Origin of the sequence: Roseovarius sp. SCSIO 43702, assembly GCF_019599045.1 — a bacterium.
GTDB lineage: Bacteria > Pseudomonadota > Alphaproteobacteria > Rhodobacterales > Rhodobacteraceae > Roseovarius.
The window spans coordinates 22,501-37,584 of record NZ_CP080623.1; the positions used below are offsets into that span (position 1 = coordinate 22,501).

The following is a 15,084-nucleotide window of genomic DNA, read 5'->3' on the forward strand; positions in this document are numbered from 1 at the left end:
GTTTGTTGTGCTTCTGGTTTCATAAGAAACCGGAAACCGTCCAAACAGTGAAGCTGACACTAGATCATCGGGTTGCCCCTACTAGCGCGACATATGTGCAGTTGTTGTCCATCGAATGAACCAAACCGCCCACATATCTCTTCAGATACCATCGATTTCAAAGAGCGTGAGAGACAAAATCAACCGGATGCGCCACTTGCTTTTTGGCGCGCCCCGCCTCATCGATCTCTCTTTTGTTTTGTCCGCCTCGTTGCCGTCTGGCCCGTCTGGCGCCCCGTTGTGCGCCTCAGCGCCGCCGGTGAGGGGGTATTTACGGTTTGGACCCGTGACCCGCAACCCCTTTTTTCACCAAACGATGCATTTTTTTGATTTTTCCGGTTTTTCCAATGAAATTAGGGGTTTGCTTGCCAAGAGTTGCGCGAATGGTCAGCGACTTGGAATTTTGTTGCCCAAGGATCGGGGTGGAAATCGGCCTTTTTGACGTCGCCTGGGGACTTATCCCCAGAATCCGGCGTGGAATCTCCTGTGCGCGGCCCGGAATCAGGTCATCGAGTCGCGACTCGGTCCGAAATCCCCGACTCGGCCGGCCGATTCCGTCGGTGGTTCAGCGTTTATGGATGACCGCGATCTGGTCTTTGCGGTGCTTCTGATAGAGCGCGGGCAGGAGGATGCAGCCCGAGATATCAGGAATGAGCGCGTTGAACGCCTCGGCCACGGCCGGATCGGAGTGGCTGAACCGGCGATCGTCCAGGAATGAGCGAAACAGGGCCGCCGTCTTGGTGATACCGGCGCGCTCGTAGGTTTCGGGCTGCCAGCGCAGATCCTCGATCACATAGAGGCCGCCCGATGTCAGCCTGGGGAAGATCTCGAGGAAGGCATTCTGCTGGTGATGCGACGCGTGGCTTGCATCGTCGAGCACGATGTCGAGCGCGCCGTCGATCTCCTGCATCGACGCGGCGATCTCGGCCGGGTTCTCCATGTCGCAACGATGGAAGGTGAAGCGGTCATGCTTGAACCAGGAAAAGTCGGAAACATCGAGGCCGTGAATCTGGGCCTTGGGGAAATAGTCCATCCACATGCGGATCGACGGCAGGTCACCGGTTTCCCGGTCGGCGTCCATCCCGTGTTCCGGTCCGCCAATGAGAAGCCCCATCTCGAGGAACGCGATCTTGCGCTGCCGATAGGGGTGGAACAGCATATGGTAGAACTCGGTATAGCGGTGCTTGGCGCTGCCCTTGTCCGACCCGTAGTGATCGGCGAGATCGGTCAGGTTCATGTTCTTCGGGTTCGATTTCGCGGGTCCTGCATCAAGCATTTCGCGTCTCACTCCACGTCGGCGGTGTCGCGCACCACGGATTTCTCGGGGATGGGGGCCTCGCGTGGGTCGATGCCATGCTTCTTGAGAAGATCGTCGAGCAACCCTCCCTCGGTCGGCAGCCCCTCGGGAAGGCTTGTCAGGTAGGCACGCAGACGGCGGCCATAGAGATGGATCGAGGTGGTCTTGTCGGTCAGATACGTCCCGACTGTTTCCCGGTGCCCCGGCTTGACCAATTGGCGCCGCTTCTGGAACGGGACCGGGTAGAGCACTTCGCGCGGAAACGCGTGTTCGACTTCTCCGGTCTCCTTGAGCCACGCGGTCACCGCATGTGGCCCCCACACGCCCCAGGGCAGCTCGCTCACGTGGACGGGATCGCCCTCGTCGATGCGCGCCTGCAGCTTCTCGCGCGCGCGGCCGGTATACCAGAAGGGAATGCCATATTCGTCTTCCGTCATCTCAAGCAGGCCGGCGAGCGCCGGGCTGTCCTGAGGAAGACCGAGCACGCCGCCGTTCAACAGGTTCTGGGATTCCCAACCCACGTAGTGCCCCGTCTCCGTCTCGAACGGTCGCATGCAATAGGCATCGGTATCGGCCCAGATCGTGCGGTCGTGTTTCGTCAGCAGATGATAGCGGAACACGTCCGAGAAAAGCGCCACGCTTCCGGTGCGGCCGTGCTGAACGAACTCGTCCCGGACAAGCACCTCGTTGCCGTGGACGACGTCGGCGCCCTCTGGCACACGCTCGACCGTGCCGTAATGATAGAGCGTGACCTCGTGGCCGGCGTCGAGAAAGGATTTGACGCAAAGCTGCTCGACATAGCTCAGGGGGCCTTCGACCCACAGCATTGCAATCCGCGGAAGTTTCTTCATTGGCTCGTCTTTCTGCCTGATGGCGACCGTTGACCGGCCTTGTAACTTGGTTTCGAGTTTATCCACCGCGCTTATTTGCGGCAATCTCAATCCTTCGGCACACTGGCAGACCGGATTGCATGAGACCGGCGCGCAACAGCGCGCTCAGGGAGAGAGGATCGTCACGCCGGGTCGCGTTCGGATCTCGGCGCAATCCGCGTCATACATCCGGGTCAGGTGGGCCCGCTCGCTCGGCTCCCAAGGATCATATCCCGGATACTCGGGGCCGCGCGGGTATCTCTCCTGTATCTCCACCCTCTGCGCCAGCGCGGCATCACCGCCGGAGCGTTCGATGGCCATGAGGATCTCCTGAACCGCGCGGTGACTGGCCGAGGGGCGGCTTCGGCTGCGCTTGGGCACCGCCAGATCGTCCACGTCAATTCCCGGTCCACACAGGTTGCCGATGATGGTGGACGACAGATCACCGAAATCCTCGTGTCGCCAGAGCGTGAGATGAGCATCGGGGAACGCCTCGCGGACCACATCTATGAACGGGGTCCAGCTTGGCACCTTTGAGAGAACCTGTCGCTTCATCTGGGCCTCGGGGAAAACCCGCTCGCCCGAGGCGGAGCGCAGGAATTCGACGTAGGTAGAGGCGAAGAAGTCCGCATAGTTGCGAATGGCCAGATGAACCTCGCGCACGGGGAAAGGGATGTTCTCGGCAAAGCCCGTTACCAGCTTGTTGCGCCAGCGATAGATCAGCCCGCGTCGCACGCAGTGGCCGCTGTGGCCCGCCATGTTCTCGTCCGAAAGGATGACTCGCTCACCGGGGCCGGCATCGATCTTGCCGAAGAATTCGGCCGTCAGCACCGCGAGTTCCTCGTCAGTTATCTTGGGATCGAAATCCAGCCCCAGCTTCTCGTAGCAGTTGAGCTGCACCGGAACGGTGTATTCCTTGCGGACATCACGATGATGGACATAGTGCACACCGCTTTTCTTCAGACGCCCGGCGTTCCGCTTGAGCCGGCCCTGGATGAAGCTCGTCGCCGTCTTGTGGACGCCACCATGCACGACGACATAGGGGAGCTCGCCGGCCATGGGCCATCAGCCCTCGATCAGTTCGGGCGCAGCATTGATCCGGCTGATCTTGTCACGGAACTCGTCCCAGCCCTCGCGCGCCTTCAACTCCTCGATCTTCGCCCGATGCCAGGCGCAGGCTTCCGCATGAAGCCGCGCCAGCGTTTCGTCTTTCATCAGCTTGGTGAATTCGCGCCGAAGACCGGGCAGACGCGCATGCAGGCTCGTGTCGGTGGTGGAGTTGAAATTCATGTTCTCCCAATACGAGACGCCCTGGTCGTCGTTCACGTGATTGGTGCGTCCACGATCGCGCTTGACGAGAAAGCTGTCGACCGAGCGGACCGCGTAATGATGCATCCGGACGAGATCGTGGGTGAACCCGTCCCATGCCTTCCATCCGCCATCGAGATAGGCGGAGGGCATCGGCTGACCCCCGCCATCGACCCAGGCCACGTCGCCGCGGTCGACGTGATAGGCGGGCCGGTGGATCTTGAGGCGCTCGAAACGCTCTGTGTTGCGCGCCAGGGTTTTCATGCCCTGCGCGCGGAAGTTCGGAAACTCGAACTCGCCGCAGCACCGGTCGAACTGCTCGACGACGAAACCCTCCTCGTATTCCAGCCGGCCACTATTGCCGAAGAGCTTCCAGCAGACCGAGATGCCATCGGCCTCGCCCACCGCCGCGAAAAGGTCATCGAGCCGCCCCTTGCCCACCCGGACGTTGAGAAACTCGTCGCAATCGGCACAGATCAGCCAATCGGCGTTCTTGTAGACCTCTTCCTTCGTCGCCGCCCGGAGCGCCGACCGCTGCGGGCTGCCACCCTTCTTGAAGGGATTGTCACGATGCTGCGCGAGACCCAGTTCTTCCAGACGCTGTGCGATCTTGTCGGTGCCGTCGTCGCAGTCATTCGTGTAAATCAGGAAATCGGTGAAGCCGATGGACCGGTTGAACGCGACCCATTCCAACATGAACGGCCCCTCGTTCTTCATCGTTGTCACGATGAGGCGGCTTCCCTTGCCCTGCTTCGCCGGTGCCTTGCCGCCTGCGTTGGCGGGCGCCACGATCTGGCAATCATGGGTGGGCGGCTTCATCTTCTTGGCGATCTTCGGGCCCGGTGGAATCTTGGCCTCCGTGGGCAGTTCGGTGATCTCGGGCTTGGCCTTCTCGGACGGCGCTTCGGCCTCGGCGCCGATCTCTGCCTTGGCCTTCCTGCGAAGGCGGCGGCGGAAGCTCTTGTCGAAATGCGTGGCCAGGTCTTCGCGCCCCTTCTCGCGGAAATAGTTCGAGACGGCCCCGCGATACCACGGAAGGTTCCGGCGCGCACGGTAGAGACGATAGAACTCCTCCTCGGTCAGCTCATCAAAGATGGCGTGCCGCATGACGGGTTTCAGCGCGTCGATCTTGCGCAGGAAAACGGCCGTCTTGTGCTGCGAGAACCAGCACTTGAAAATGCTGATGTTATCGCCCGCAAGGCGATCCACATGCTTCTGATCGAGCTCGTGATAGGGATCGTAGAAGACGTTCACGCGCCCCGCCGAGCCGGTGAGCGCGGCCGCATCGCCCATTGGTAGCGTCCAGTCTTGCCGCTGTCCCTTTTCGTAGCGCGTTTCCCACGGCACGAGCGCCGGATCGAGCGTGGTCTGCGGATTGACCGTGATCACATGGGCGCCGGGAACGTAGGATGAATAGGCAAGCGCCGCGTAGCCACCCATCGACACGCCCGCGAAGATGACGCGCTCGTAGCCCTCGAAGAAACCCTCGCCCACCAGCTTCTCGAAACGCTCCATGAGGCCCGCATCGCGATACCAGTCCGAGACATGAGCAAGGACGCCCAGATGGGCGAGCCCCTCGTCTTGCGCGAACTTGTAAGCCCAAGGCTCGCGCGCGGGGTCTTCGTTGTTCACGTTTGACAAGTTGTCGAATGTCACAAGGAGCCGGTCGCTCTTGCGCTGGGCGAAAAGGAGGCTGTGGCGGAGCGACTTGATGAGAAAGCCCTCGCCCTCGGCGCCTGGGCGCAAATCCTCGAACCAACGCGGATTTGCCTGCGACTCGTCGTCTTCGTTCTCGTCTGACGCCATCTCGTGACTGCCTGCTTCTTTCCTCGGCGCATTGGCAGTGCGTCCGCCCACGCTCTTTGCCGGCCAGTATAGGCGGAGCACCCGAAACTTCGCAACGGCGGAACCGGATCACCCTTGTTTTTTCGTTACTGTGCGCAATATGCATCGACCGATACACGCCCCGGCGCGACCGTCGGTCACGATCAGCCCGGTCGCGATAACAGCGAAACCGAGCATCGCGTCCGGACCTATATGCTCGCCCAGCAGGACCGAGCCGAGGAGGATGGCGAAGGGCGGGATCATCAGCGTCACGAGCATCAGGTTCGCCGCCCCTGCGCGGGCGAGGATCGCGAAATAGAGCATGTAGGCCATGGCGGTCGAGAACACCGCGATGCCTGCCAGCGCGCCCCAGGTCTCGGGCGCCAGAGAGAGGCGCGGCACACCGTCAACCGAGAGAACCAGGGGGATCATGATGATCGTGCTACCGCACAACATGCCGAAGGCGTTCACGACAGGCGGTTGGTCCGCGAGGCGGGTCTTGGCCCAGACGCTTGCCAGCGCGTAGGACAATGCCGCGCCCAGCACCGCGAGCTGTGCGAGGCTGCGCAGCGACATCGCGGTCAGCGCCTCGGCTCCCATGATGACGGCCACCCCTGCCACCCCCAGCACCGCGCCCGCGATCTTGCGCGGCAAAAGCGGCTCGTCGGCCAGCAGGAGCCCCGCGAGAACCGCGCCGAAAACCGCCGTTGTCGCGTTGAGGATCGAGGCAAGCCCGCCCGTGATCTCGGTCTGCCCCCAGAAGATGAGTGAAAACGGGATGGCGTTGTTGAGCGCACCCATCACCAGGTAGGCACCCCAGACCCGCGCACCCCTCGGCAGGCGCAAGCCACGCCACCGCTGCACACCATAGAGTACCGGCAGCGCCCAACCGACCCGGTGCAACGTGATGGTAAGCGGGGGCACCTCACGCAGCGCCACCTCGGCAAAGAAGAAGGAGCCACCCCAGACAAGGGCAAGCAGCACCAGCATCGCGGCAGCCACGGGGTCGATCCTGGGAGAAATCAAAGGCGTCATGCGCCTTTTCTAGCCAAGGTTCGCATTGATGCGACCCGGATCATGCGCAAGCCGGCTCAATCCGACAGGCGGCGCGCCTCTTCGATAAGAAGAACCGGGATACCGTCGCGGATCGGATAGGCCAGGTCGGCGTTGCGGCTGATGAGTTCCTGCGCTTCGGCATCGTATTCGAGAACCGCGTGAGTCTTGGGACAGACGAGCGCCTCGAGCATGCGGCGATCGAACCGGCCTTGAGCATCGTCGGCGTCGCTCATTGCATCACCTCGTCGCTCGCGCCGCCACGCAGCGCGAACTCCATCAGCGTCACCAGCGTTTCGCGCCGGGTCGCAAGCGATGGCGCCTCAAGCAGGGCCTGCTTGTCCTCGCAATCGAAGCCGAGCAGCATGGAAAGCGAGTTGATGAGCAACTCGTCATCGGCCTCCTTCAGGGAATCCCAGTCGGTCTGCAACTCCTCGGCGGCGAGGAACTGCGCGAGCAGGGCGAGGAACGCGCCCCGGTCGAACTCGGGGTCGGACTCTGACGGCCCAAGATCGCGCTCGAACCCCTCCCAGCTGACCTTGCAGCGGCGGTAGGGGGTAAATCCCTCGAGTTCTTCGAGCACGCGAAACCGCGAAATGCCGGAAAGGGTGATCATGTATCGACCGTCCTCCGTCTCGGAGAACTGCGTGACACGTCCAACGCAGCCGATCCGGTAGAGCCCCGTCTCCTCGCGGCCCGGCACCGTGACGGGCTGCACCATGCCGATCAGCCGACCGGGCGTCTTGAGGCAATCCTCGAGCATTTGCAGATAACGCGGCTCGAACAGGTGAAGCGGCAACCGCGCGCGAGGAAGCAGGAGCGCGCCCGGCAGCGGAAAGACCGGGATCACCTCGGGAAGGTCGGGTTGATGCATCATGCCCGTGAACCTAGACCGATAGGAAGGTCAGGCAAATATCATGGAACTGAGCCTGCGGCGGCCGCTCTGCACCACAGGATCGCTCGGCTTGAGCGCTTCGAAGATGGTGAAAAGCTGTTTCTTCGCGGCCCCGTCATTCCACTCCCGGTCGCGGCGGAAAAGTTCGAGCAGATGCTCGACAGCTCCCTCTGCGTCGCCGTTCGCGTGAAGCGCCTGCGCCAGATCGAAGCGCGCCTGGTGGTCGTCGGGGTCGGCCTCGACCGCCGCGCGCAGATCGTTCACCGGGCCTGCATCCGCGGCCTGCCGGCTGAGCGCGAGCTGCGCGTGCGCGGCCTCGATCTCGGGCGCCTTCGCGATCTCGGCGGGGGCGCCGTTCAGGATGGCCTCCGCCTGGTCCGCGTCGCCCATCGCGATGTGGGCGCGCGCCATGCCGGCGAAGGCTCGCGCGCTCTTGGGGTCTTCCTCGAGGATCGCGGCGAAAGTCTGGGCCGCATCCGACGCCGCGCCCTGATCCAGCATCTCTTCGGCCGCATCGAGCGCATCGTCGAGCCCACCGCTCGGATCGCCACCCGCAGATTTCGCCACCCGCTCGACGAAGGCGTCGATCTCGGATTGCGGCACCGCTCCCTGGAATCCATCGATCGGCTGCCCCTGCCAGAACGCATAGACGGTGGGGATGGATTGCACCCGGAGCTGGCCCGCGATCATCTGGTTTTCATCCACGTTGACCTTGGCCATCCGCACCGCGCCCTTGGCGCGCTGGACCGCGGCCTCGAGCTGTGGACCCAACGTCTTGCAGGGTCCGCACCACGGCGCCCAGAAGTCGACGATCACGGGAACGGTTTGCGACGCCTCGACCACCTCGGTCATGAAATCGGCCTCGGTCACGTCCTTGATAAGGTCGTTCGCCGGTTGATTTGCGCCAAGTTCGATCATGTTTCGCCTCTCGGATTGGGCCGTCGGATTATCCAGATTACATGGCGCAGCGTCCGCTTGGTTGCAAGGGGTGGCCTTGCTGCGGGTCCGCGCACCCGCGCCGTCACAGATCGAAAGTCGCGAAGACCGGCGCGTGATCGCTCGGCTTCTCCCACCCGCGCGCACGGCGCAGGATACGGCTGGAATGCGCGGCGTCGCGAATGTCGGGCGTGGCCCACACATGATCCAGCCTGCGGCCCTTGTCAGCGGCATTCCAGTCGCGGGCGCGGTAACTCCACCAACTATAGAGCTGCCCCTCGGGAATGTCGGCGCGCGTCACGTCCGTCCAGCGACCGGCGTCCATCACGTCCTCCAGATGCGCGACCTCGACGGGCGTATGGCTCACCACCTTGAGAAGCTGCTTGTGGCTCCAGACGTCATCCTCGCGCGGCGCGATATTGAGATCGCCCACGAGAATGGACCTGTCGGGCCGCTCGTCGCGCATCCAGTCGCGCATCTCGGTCAGGTAGTCGAGCTTCTGCCCGAACTTCACGTTCACATCGCGATCCGGCACGTCCCCGCCGGCGGGCACGTAGAAATTATGGATCACCACCCCGTTCTCGAGCCGCCCGGCCACGTGGCGGGCATGGCCCAGCGCGGCGAAATCATGGTCGCCCACGTCCTCGATCGGCAGCTTCGAGAGGATCGCAACCCCGTTATAGCCCTTCTGTCCCCGCGCGATCATGTAGGGGTAGCCCAGCGCGGCGAAGCTCTCGGCGGGGATCTTGTCGACCGGACTCTTGCACTCCTGAAGACAGAGGATGTCCGGCGTTTCCTCCTCGAGCAGCTTGCGCACGATGGGCTCCCGAAGCCGGACCGAATTGATGTTCCATGTGGCGAGGGTGAAGGGCATGTCAGGCTCCGTCCAGTGATCCGGTGTGACTTGGCCCTCGCTATAGACCGAAACGGCGCGGCCTGCACGTCATGACCGGCTTCGGCATACCTTCCGGCGGGCACGCTCTCTTTCTCCCGGCCGGGGAATCACGCGAGCAGGCGATAGCCTCCGGATTCCGTCACCAGGAGGCGCGCATTCGAAGGGTCGGGCTCGATCTTCTGGCGAAGGCGGTAGATATGCGTCTCGAGCGTGTGCGTCGTCACTCCGGCATTGTATCCCCAGACCTCGTGCAGCAGCGTATCGCGCGCCACGACCCCCTCGGGCGAGCGGTAGAGAAACTTCAGGATGTTGGTCTCTTTCTCGGTCAGGCGCACCTTCCGGTCGCTTTCGTCGATCAACATCTTCATCGCCGGCTTGAACGTATAGGGGCCAAGCTGGAACACCGCGTCCTCGGATTGTTCGTGCTGGCGCAGCTGCGCGCGGATGCGGGCCAGCAGGACGGGAAACTTGAAGGGCTTCGTCACGTAATCGTTTGCACCCGCGTCGAGGCCCAGGATCGTGTCGGCATCGCCATCGTGTCCGGTTAGCATCAGGATCGGGCTCTTGACCCCCTGCTTGCGCATCACGCGGCACAGCTCACGCCCGTCGGTGTCGGGCAAACCGACATCGAGGATGATCAGATCGAAGATCGTGTCCTTGACCCGGCTCGTCGCGTCGCTTCCGGTTCCCGCCTCGAACACGTCGAAATCTTCGGTCATGACGAGCTGTTCGGCCAGAGCTTCGCGCAGATCGTCATCGTCGTCCACAAGAAGGATCTTCTTCAGTTGTGCCATGTCTCGTTTTCCTTGTTCTCGATCGCTTTACGCGATGCGGGGTGCTGCGGATCACAATTGACCGCTGCGCGCCCCCGCGGCAAGCGCGGCACGGGCGTGATCACGGGCACGTGTTGAAAGCGCGGTCGTTTATTTCAATCGCGTCGAAAATGTCGTAATCGCAGGGCGCAACAACAGGATCGCTCCATGACCTTGCGCCCCTCCATGTCCGAGATGCTCGCCCGCGCGCGGGCGGACCTGCGCATGGGACTTCCCATCGCGCTCACTTCCGCTGGAAAGATCGCTCTGATCGCCGCGGCGGAAACGGTGGACGCAGACCGGGTCGCGGCGATGCGCGCCATGTCGGACACGCTGGCGCTCGCCATCACGGCGCGGCGGGCCGAAACGCTCAAGGCGCGGGCCTATGACGGCGACGTGGCGCGGGTTCTCGTGCCGGACGACGCCGATCTCGCGTGGATCGGGGCCGTGGCCGACCCGGCCGACGATCTCGCGACGCCGATGAAGGGCCCCTTCGCGACGCTGCGCGAGGGGTCGGCAGCCATGCACAGTCTCGCGATTCGTCTCGTGAAATCCGCGCGGCTGCTTCCCGCGGCGCTGGTTTCCGAGCCCGGGCGCGACGTATCCGCTGATACTCTCGCCGCGCTCACCTGTCTCGATCTGGCCGAAGCCGAGAGCTTTCTTGCCGAGGAGGTTCCACTGGACCGGGTCATTTCGGCGCGACTGCCACTGTCGGTGTCGGAGGCGGGGCGACTTCATGTTTTCCGCCCCGAGGACGGCAGCGAAGAGCATTACGCGGTCGAGATCGGGCGCCCGGACCGCGCCTTGCCGGTTCTGGCGCGGCTCCATTCGGCATGTTTCACCGGGGATCTGCTCGGTTCACTCAAGTGCGATTGCGGGCCGCAGCTTCGCGGCGCGCTGGCGCAGATGGGAACGGAAGGCGCGGGCGTGCTGCTCTACCTCAATCAGGAGGGGCGGGGGATCGGCCTGGCCAACAAGATGCGCGCCTACGCACTTCAGGATCAGGGCTTCGATACGGTGGAAGCCAATCACAGGCTGGGCTTCGAGGATGACGAACGCGATTTCCGCATCGGCGCCGCGATCCTGCGGCAGCTTGGTTTCTCGGCGGTGCGCCTCATGACCAACAACCCCGCCAAGATCGCCATGATGGAACAGACCGGCATCGCCGTGCCGGAGCGGGTGCCGTTGCAACTTGGGGAGACCGCCTTCAACCGCGCCTACCTCCGCACGAAGGCTACCAAGTCCGGGCACCTCCTCTAGGCGCGCACCCTTAGTGGGTGCTTCATCCGAGTGAGGGTCAGGCTGCGGTCCTCGAACTCCAGCCGAGAACCCCGAAGGATGAACAACCCGCATCAAGGGGTCCGTCTTACCGTCTAAAGCCGAGCGCTGATCGTTGCGCACCACGCCGAAGCGCGGCGGGTGTCGCGGGGCACGCGCGCTCAGTGAGCCGGCCAGCGGCGGCTGCGTGCGCTTTTGGCGGGCGGCCTTCACTCTTGCCTTACCCGCGTGGCCTGACGGCTCTCGTTTCTGACACACACCCGTGCCGCCATCACACCACGAATTGCCGTGGCCCCATCGCCCCGGGTTTCAAGCGCGCGCAGCGACCCCTTCCAGACGCGATCAGGTCTCGACCAAGACTCTTGGTGCAGGCATCCTGATATCAGTCGATCATCCTATGGGTCCTCGGGTGAAGTTTGGAAGTTTCCGCCTGTCTTCGAGCCGAACCAACGACCCGTCGCGAGCGCAAACCTGGTCGCGTCATCCGCCGAGCCTTTCTTGCGCCCCACCCGTCTCGCATCTCGGCCTTCCCGCCTGCGCAGTGCAACCCATCACGCGCCGGCCCGGGCATGGTCCGCGGCGACCCCGATCCAGAGCCTGCGCGCCAGCCGCGCGAAATAGTCGGGGCCCACGTCCTCCCGGTGAATCGTACCCGGGGGCGGCTCATGCTGACCGAACGCAAAGCCGGGTTGCACGCGCGATACCGCTCTCGCGAACTCTAGGTTCGAGGGCGCGAAGTGACGTTCAAGCCGCGCCAATTCGGCCCGGGTGAAGATGCAGGTCGGAGTGCTCTCTCCGAATTCCAGCGCGAAAGCGGTCTCGGCCGAGGCTTGCAGGCGCGCATCCGGTGCGCCGCACCCAGCCACCGCCAGCGCCGCCCAGAGGGCCAGGGCACGCGGCGAGACATTGGCCCGCGCGCCATGTCCGGCCGTCAGGTCGCGTTCCGTCAGATCGGGGGCGACATGGCGCAGCAGAGTGCCAAGAACACCACCGGGGGCCGCGCAGGCATCCGCGTAGTCGAAGAACCTCAACTCCTCCGCCGCGAAGACCGTTCGCAGGGATCGATGAAGCGCCGCGAAATCGCAATGAAGGCCGTCCACGAGCCCCGTTTCGAGTGCCGTTCGCAGAAGCTCGGGGGGGCGTGGGGGTACGCGGCTGCGGCAGATCTCGGCATAGACCGACTGGAGGAATTGCCCCTGCTCCCGCACGACGCAAAGCACAAGGATGTCGAAACCATCGAAGATGCCGCGCAGTTCGCGATAGTCGACGCGCCCACCGGCACCGCCCGCGCGCGACATTTCCTCGCTCGACAGAAGGAGGCAGGTGTCGGTGCCGCGCAACTCGTCCGCGATCCGGGCGAGCCCCGCTTTCCCCCCGCCTAACTTGCGATAGGCCGCCGGCAGCGCGATCCAGTCGGTGAGAAACCCGTGATGTCCCGTATGCGGGGAAAGATCGGGATAGAGGACGCCATGCGCCGCCAGCGCTTCGCGATTCGCGTGAAGGGCATTCTGAACCGTCGTCGTACCGGTCTTGTGCGTGCCGATATGTAGAACGAGCCTAGCCATGTGCCGCCCGTCGCGCCTGATATTCCTCGTCCCTCCTGCCGAGACATTCGCGGGTCACGTCGAGATACATCGAACCGAACAGGTCCGAAGGCTCCAGCATCGCTTTCTCCGCCCACTCGTTCCAGGCGTTGATGAACAATTCTTCACGGTAGGAGCCGGCCAGTGGTCCGGCCTGCAAGCCCCTCAGCCAGTTTCGGTAGGTCGCCGGGTTTGCGCCGCGCGCGATATGAGCCCGTGCGCCGCGACGCGCCGTGTTATCCCAGCTTGGCATGATGCCGGCGATCGTGCGCGGAGGCAGAGATGCGCGGTATTTCCGGGTAAGGCTTCGACGCGCGATCGCCGTGTAGTCATAGATCAATCCACCGAAATCCGGCGACGGCGTGGCCTCTCCCAAGCGATTGCCAAGCGGCCCACCGAAGACGAAATCGTCCCCCTTGACGAGGCCATGCGGGGGCATCTCGACCCAGAAGTCGAAGAGATCGTGGGCCACCTGCGTTTCGCCCGGCAGATGGAAGCTCACGGCGCCCAGTTCCACGTCACCGATGCCCCCCTCGATCCAGGCCTTCCGCAGGCGGGCGACGTTCTGCTCCGGCGCGGGCATATCCTCGGGGCGATAGATGACGAAGCGGGGCCGGCGCCCGTCGGGCCTCTGATAGCGCGGGTCACGCATGTAGGGCAGCGTCGATGCGACGAGCGCGGCCTCGAACCCCGGGCGGTATGCCTGATCGAGCAGAATCTCGCCCGAGAGACCGTCCCAGTTGCGCCGCCAGCTTTCGTTCGCCCAGCAGAGATAGAACGGGAAATCGATCTCGCGCCGTTTCATGAGATTGTCGAGCGGCGCCTCGAGCACGCGATGTCCGCCGAACCAGTAGTGATAGACGCAAAACGCATCGATCCCCGCCTGGCGCGCCAGGTCCGCCTGCGCCGCCATGACTTCGGGGGCGCGCAGATCGTAAAACCCCAAATCGGCGGGCCGCAGCGGTTGAACGTGGCCCGGAAAGGCGGACACCGCATTCACCACACCCCGCCACTCGGTGAACCCCTTGCCCCACCACGCATCATTCTCGGGGATGGGATGAAACTGCGGCAGGTAGAATGCGGAAACGAAGCGAGGTCTGCGCGGCGCCACCGGGACGGGCCTGGCGCCGATCTCGCTTGCCTGAACGATCTTCTGACCGGCTGCATCGGCGAGACCCCCTATCGCGCGTTCGAACGCGTGTGCCAGCGTGCCATCCACCTGTCCCTGCTCCGGCTCGAACATCGCCTCGCCAAGGCGCAGGGACCGGATCATGCCGACCATCAGGGGTTTCAGCCAATACATCGACCCGGCGGGGAAACTCAGCCCTTCCGTGAAATCGTCGAGTTCGACCCGCCTCAGGATGGCCGCGGCCTTGTCGCGATTCGAACCCCACCAGTCCGCGGCGCGCAATTTCTGACCATCGGCCACGAGAAACGCCGCATCGGGATCGTCGATGAACCCCTGGATCAGCCGGGAAAGCCCCTTCGGCGGCAAGATGTCCCCGACGAGATGGCGGCGCCATGCGTCGCCATCCTGGCGGTGCGGGGATTTCTTGGTGTGAAGCTTGCACACGCCCTCGTAACCATCGAACGCACCCGCCTCGACGAGGCGCAGGAACGGCAGGATGTCGCGCCCGCGGTTCGGGACCGGCGTGACGAAGGCCGTTGGAAATGCCTCCCGTATGTCATCGGCCAGCCAAGAGGTTTCGTCACCCCGCCACGTGATCGTGACGTAAAGATCGGCACCCACCGAAAGCTGCGACAATCGCGAGGCGAATTCGGGCCAGAGATCGGGATAATAAATGTGAAGATGTATGGCGAATCGCGCCTTCTCGCGCCCGGGATCGAACCTGAGCATCGGCATCCTATATGGTGGCAGCGGCGTCCTATCGACCTTGCGCCCGGCGCGGCCCTCCTTCTGCCCCGACGAGATGAAATGCCGGAACGGGGCAAGGCCCGAACTGGCGACATCGGGATTGAGGAGAAGATAGCTTTCGGGAGAGAAGTCGGGATTGGGCTGAAGCCCCGTCCGCTCCCCCCAGATCGCGTAGTGGCGCATCGGCATCGCCCGGCACAGCCGGTTCAGACCGGGATGAGCACCACGGTAGAAGTCGACATCGAAAAGCCCGCTCCGGCGCATCTCCCGCACGTAGCGCAACGTGTCGAGCCCCGGGAAAAACAGGCGCAGGCCCTTCGCTGCGCGGGCGAGCGTGTAACGCATCCGGCTCATCCAGTCCCTCCTGATCTGCTGGGTCATTCGTATCCCACGGCGGTTAACGGGCTCTGAACGCCCAT

General features: G+C 63.7%; 13 protein-coding genes. 1 reads left to right on the top strand and 12 read right to left on the bottom strand.

Annotated elements, in window-relative coordinates; genetic code table 11:
- Positions 1-604: 604 nt before the first annotated feature.
- The 10 genes from K1T73_RS00100 to K1T73_RS00145 all read right to left on the bottom strand — a co-directional run bounded on the left by K1T73_RS00100 (position 605) and on the right by K1T73_RS00145 (position 9,910).
- A complete protein-coding gene (locus tag K1T73_RS00100; RefSeq protein WP_259400362.1) occupies positions 605-1,315 on the bottom strand; it encodes a hypothetical protein in 711 nt (236 codons plus the stop codon).
- A gap of 8 nt (positions 1,316-1,323) precedes the next feature.
- Positions 1,324-2,187 (bottom strand): hypothetical protein, encoded by an 864-nt coding sequence (locus tag K1T73_RS00105; RefSeq protein ID WP_259400363.1) that lies wholly within the window; start codon positions 2,185-2,187, stop codon positions 1,324-1,326.
- A gap of 144 nt (positions 2,188-2,331) precedes the next feature.
- Positions 2,332-3,264: a hypothetical protein gene (locus tag K1T73_RS00110; protein ID WP_220601991.1), complete on the bottom strand. Its 933-nt coding sequence runs from the start codon at positions 3,262-3,264 to the stop codon at positions 2,332-2,334.
- 6 nt (positions 3,265-3,270) lie between these two features.
- Complete coding sequence (locus K1T73_RS00115; protein ID WP_220601992.1) at positions 3,271-5,319, bottom strand: glycosyltransferase family 2 protein; 2,049 nt, start codon at positions 5,317-5,319, stop codon at positions 3,271-3,273.
- A 108-nt stretch (positions 5,320-5,427) separates the two neighbouring features.
- A complete protein-coding gene (locus K1T73_RS00120; protein WP_259400364.1) occupies positions 5,428-6,372 on the bottom strand; it encodes a DMT family transporter in 945 nt (314 codons plus the stop codon).
- A gap of 56 nt (positions 6,373-6,428) precedes the next feature.
- On the bottom strand, positions 6,429-6,626 hold the full coding sequence (locus K1T73_RS00125) for a Trm112 family protein (protein ID WP_220601993.1): 198 nt from the start codon (positions 6,624-6,626) through the stop codon (positions 6,429-6,431).
- Positions 6,623-7,267, bottom strand: coding sequence for an LON peptidase substrate-binding domain-containing protein (locus tag K1T73_RS00130; protein WP_220601994.1), 645 nt, complete (start codon positions 7,265-7,267; stop codon positions 6,623-6,625). Before K1T73_RS00130 ends, K1T73_RS00125 begins: the two co-directional genes overlap by 4 nt.
- A gap of 27 nt (positions 7,268-7,294) precedes the next feature.
- Complete coding sequence (locus K1T73_RS00135) at positions 7,295-8,203, bottom strand: co-chaperone YbbN (RefSeq protein ID WP_220601995.1); 909 nt, start codon at positions 8,201-8,203, stop codon at positions 7,295-7,297.
- Between the two features lie 103 nt (positions 8,204-8,306).
- Positions 8,307-9,095 (bottom strand): exodeoxyribonuclease III, encoded by a 789-nt coding sequence (locus tag K1T73_RS00140; RefSeq protein WP_220601996.1) that lies wholly within the window; start codon positions 9,093-9,095, stop codon positions 8,307-8,309.
- 128 nt (positions 9,096-9,223) lie between these two features.
- Positions 9,224-9,910: a response regulator transcription factor gene (locus K1T73_RS00145; protein ID WP_220601997.1), complete on the bottom strand. Its 687-nt coding sequence runs from the start codon at positions 9,908-9,910 to the stop codon at positions 9,224-9,226.
- 186 nt (positions 9,911-10,096) lie between these two features.
- Here K1T73_RS00145 and ribA point away from each other — a divergent pair, with 186 nt between their 5' ends.
- Positions 10,097-11,188 (top strand): GTP cyclohydrolase II, encoded by a 1,092-nt coding sequence (ribA, locus tag K1T73_RS00150; protein ID WP_220601998.1) that lies wholly within the window; start codon positions 10,097-10,099, stop codon positions 11,186-11,188.
- 569 nt (positions 11,189-11,757) lie between these two features.
- Here ribA and K1T73_RS00155 read toward each other — a convergent pair.
- Both K1T73_RS00155 and K1T73_RS00160 read right to left on the bottom strand, forming a co-directional pair.
- On the bottom strand, positions 11,758-12,771 hold the full coding sequence (locus tag K1T73_RS00155) for a hypothetical protein (protein WP_220601999.1): 1,014 nt from the start codon (positions 12,769-12,771) through the stop codon (positions 11,758-11,760).
- On the bottom strand, positions 12,764-15,046 hold the full coding sequence (locus K1T73_RS00160) for a glycoside hydrolase family 99-like domain-containing protein (RefSeq protein WP_409077720.1): 2,283 nt from the start codon (positions 15,044-15,046) through the stop codon (positions 12,764-12,766). Before K1T73_RS00160 ends, K1T73_RS00155 begins: the two co-directional genes overlap by 8 nt.
- Positions 15,047-15,084: the final 38 nt, after the last annotated feature.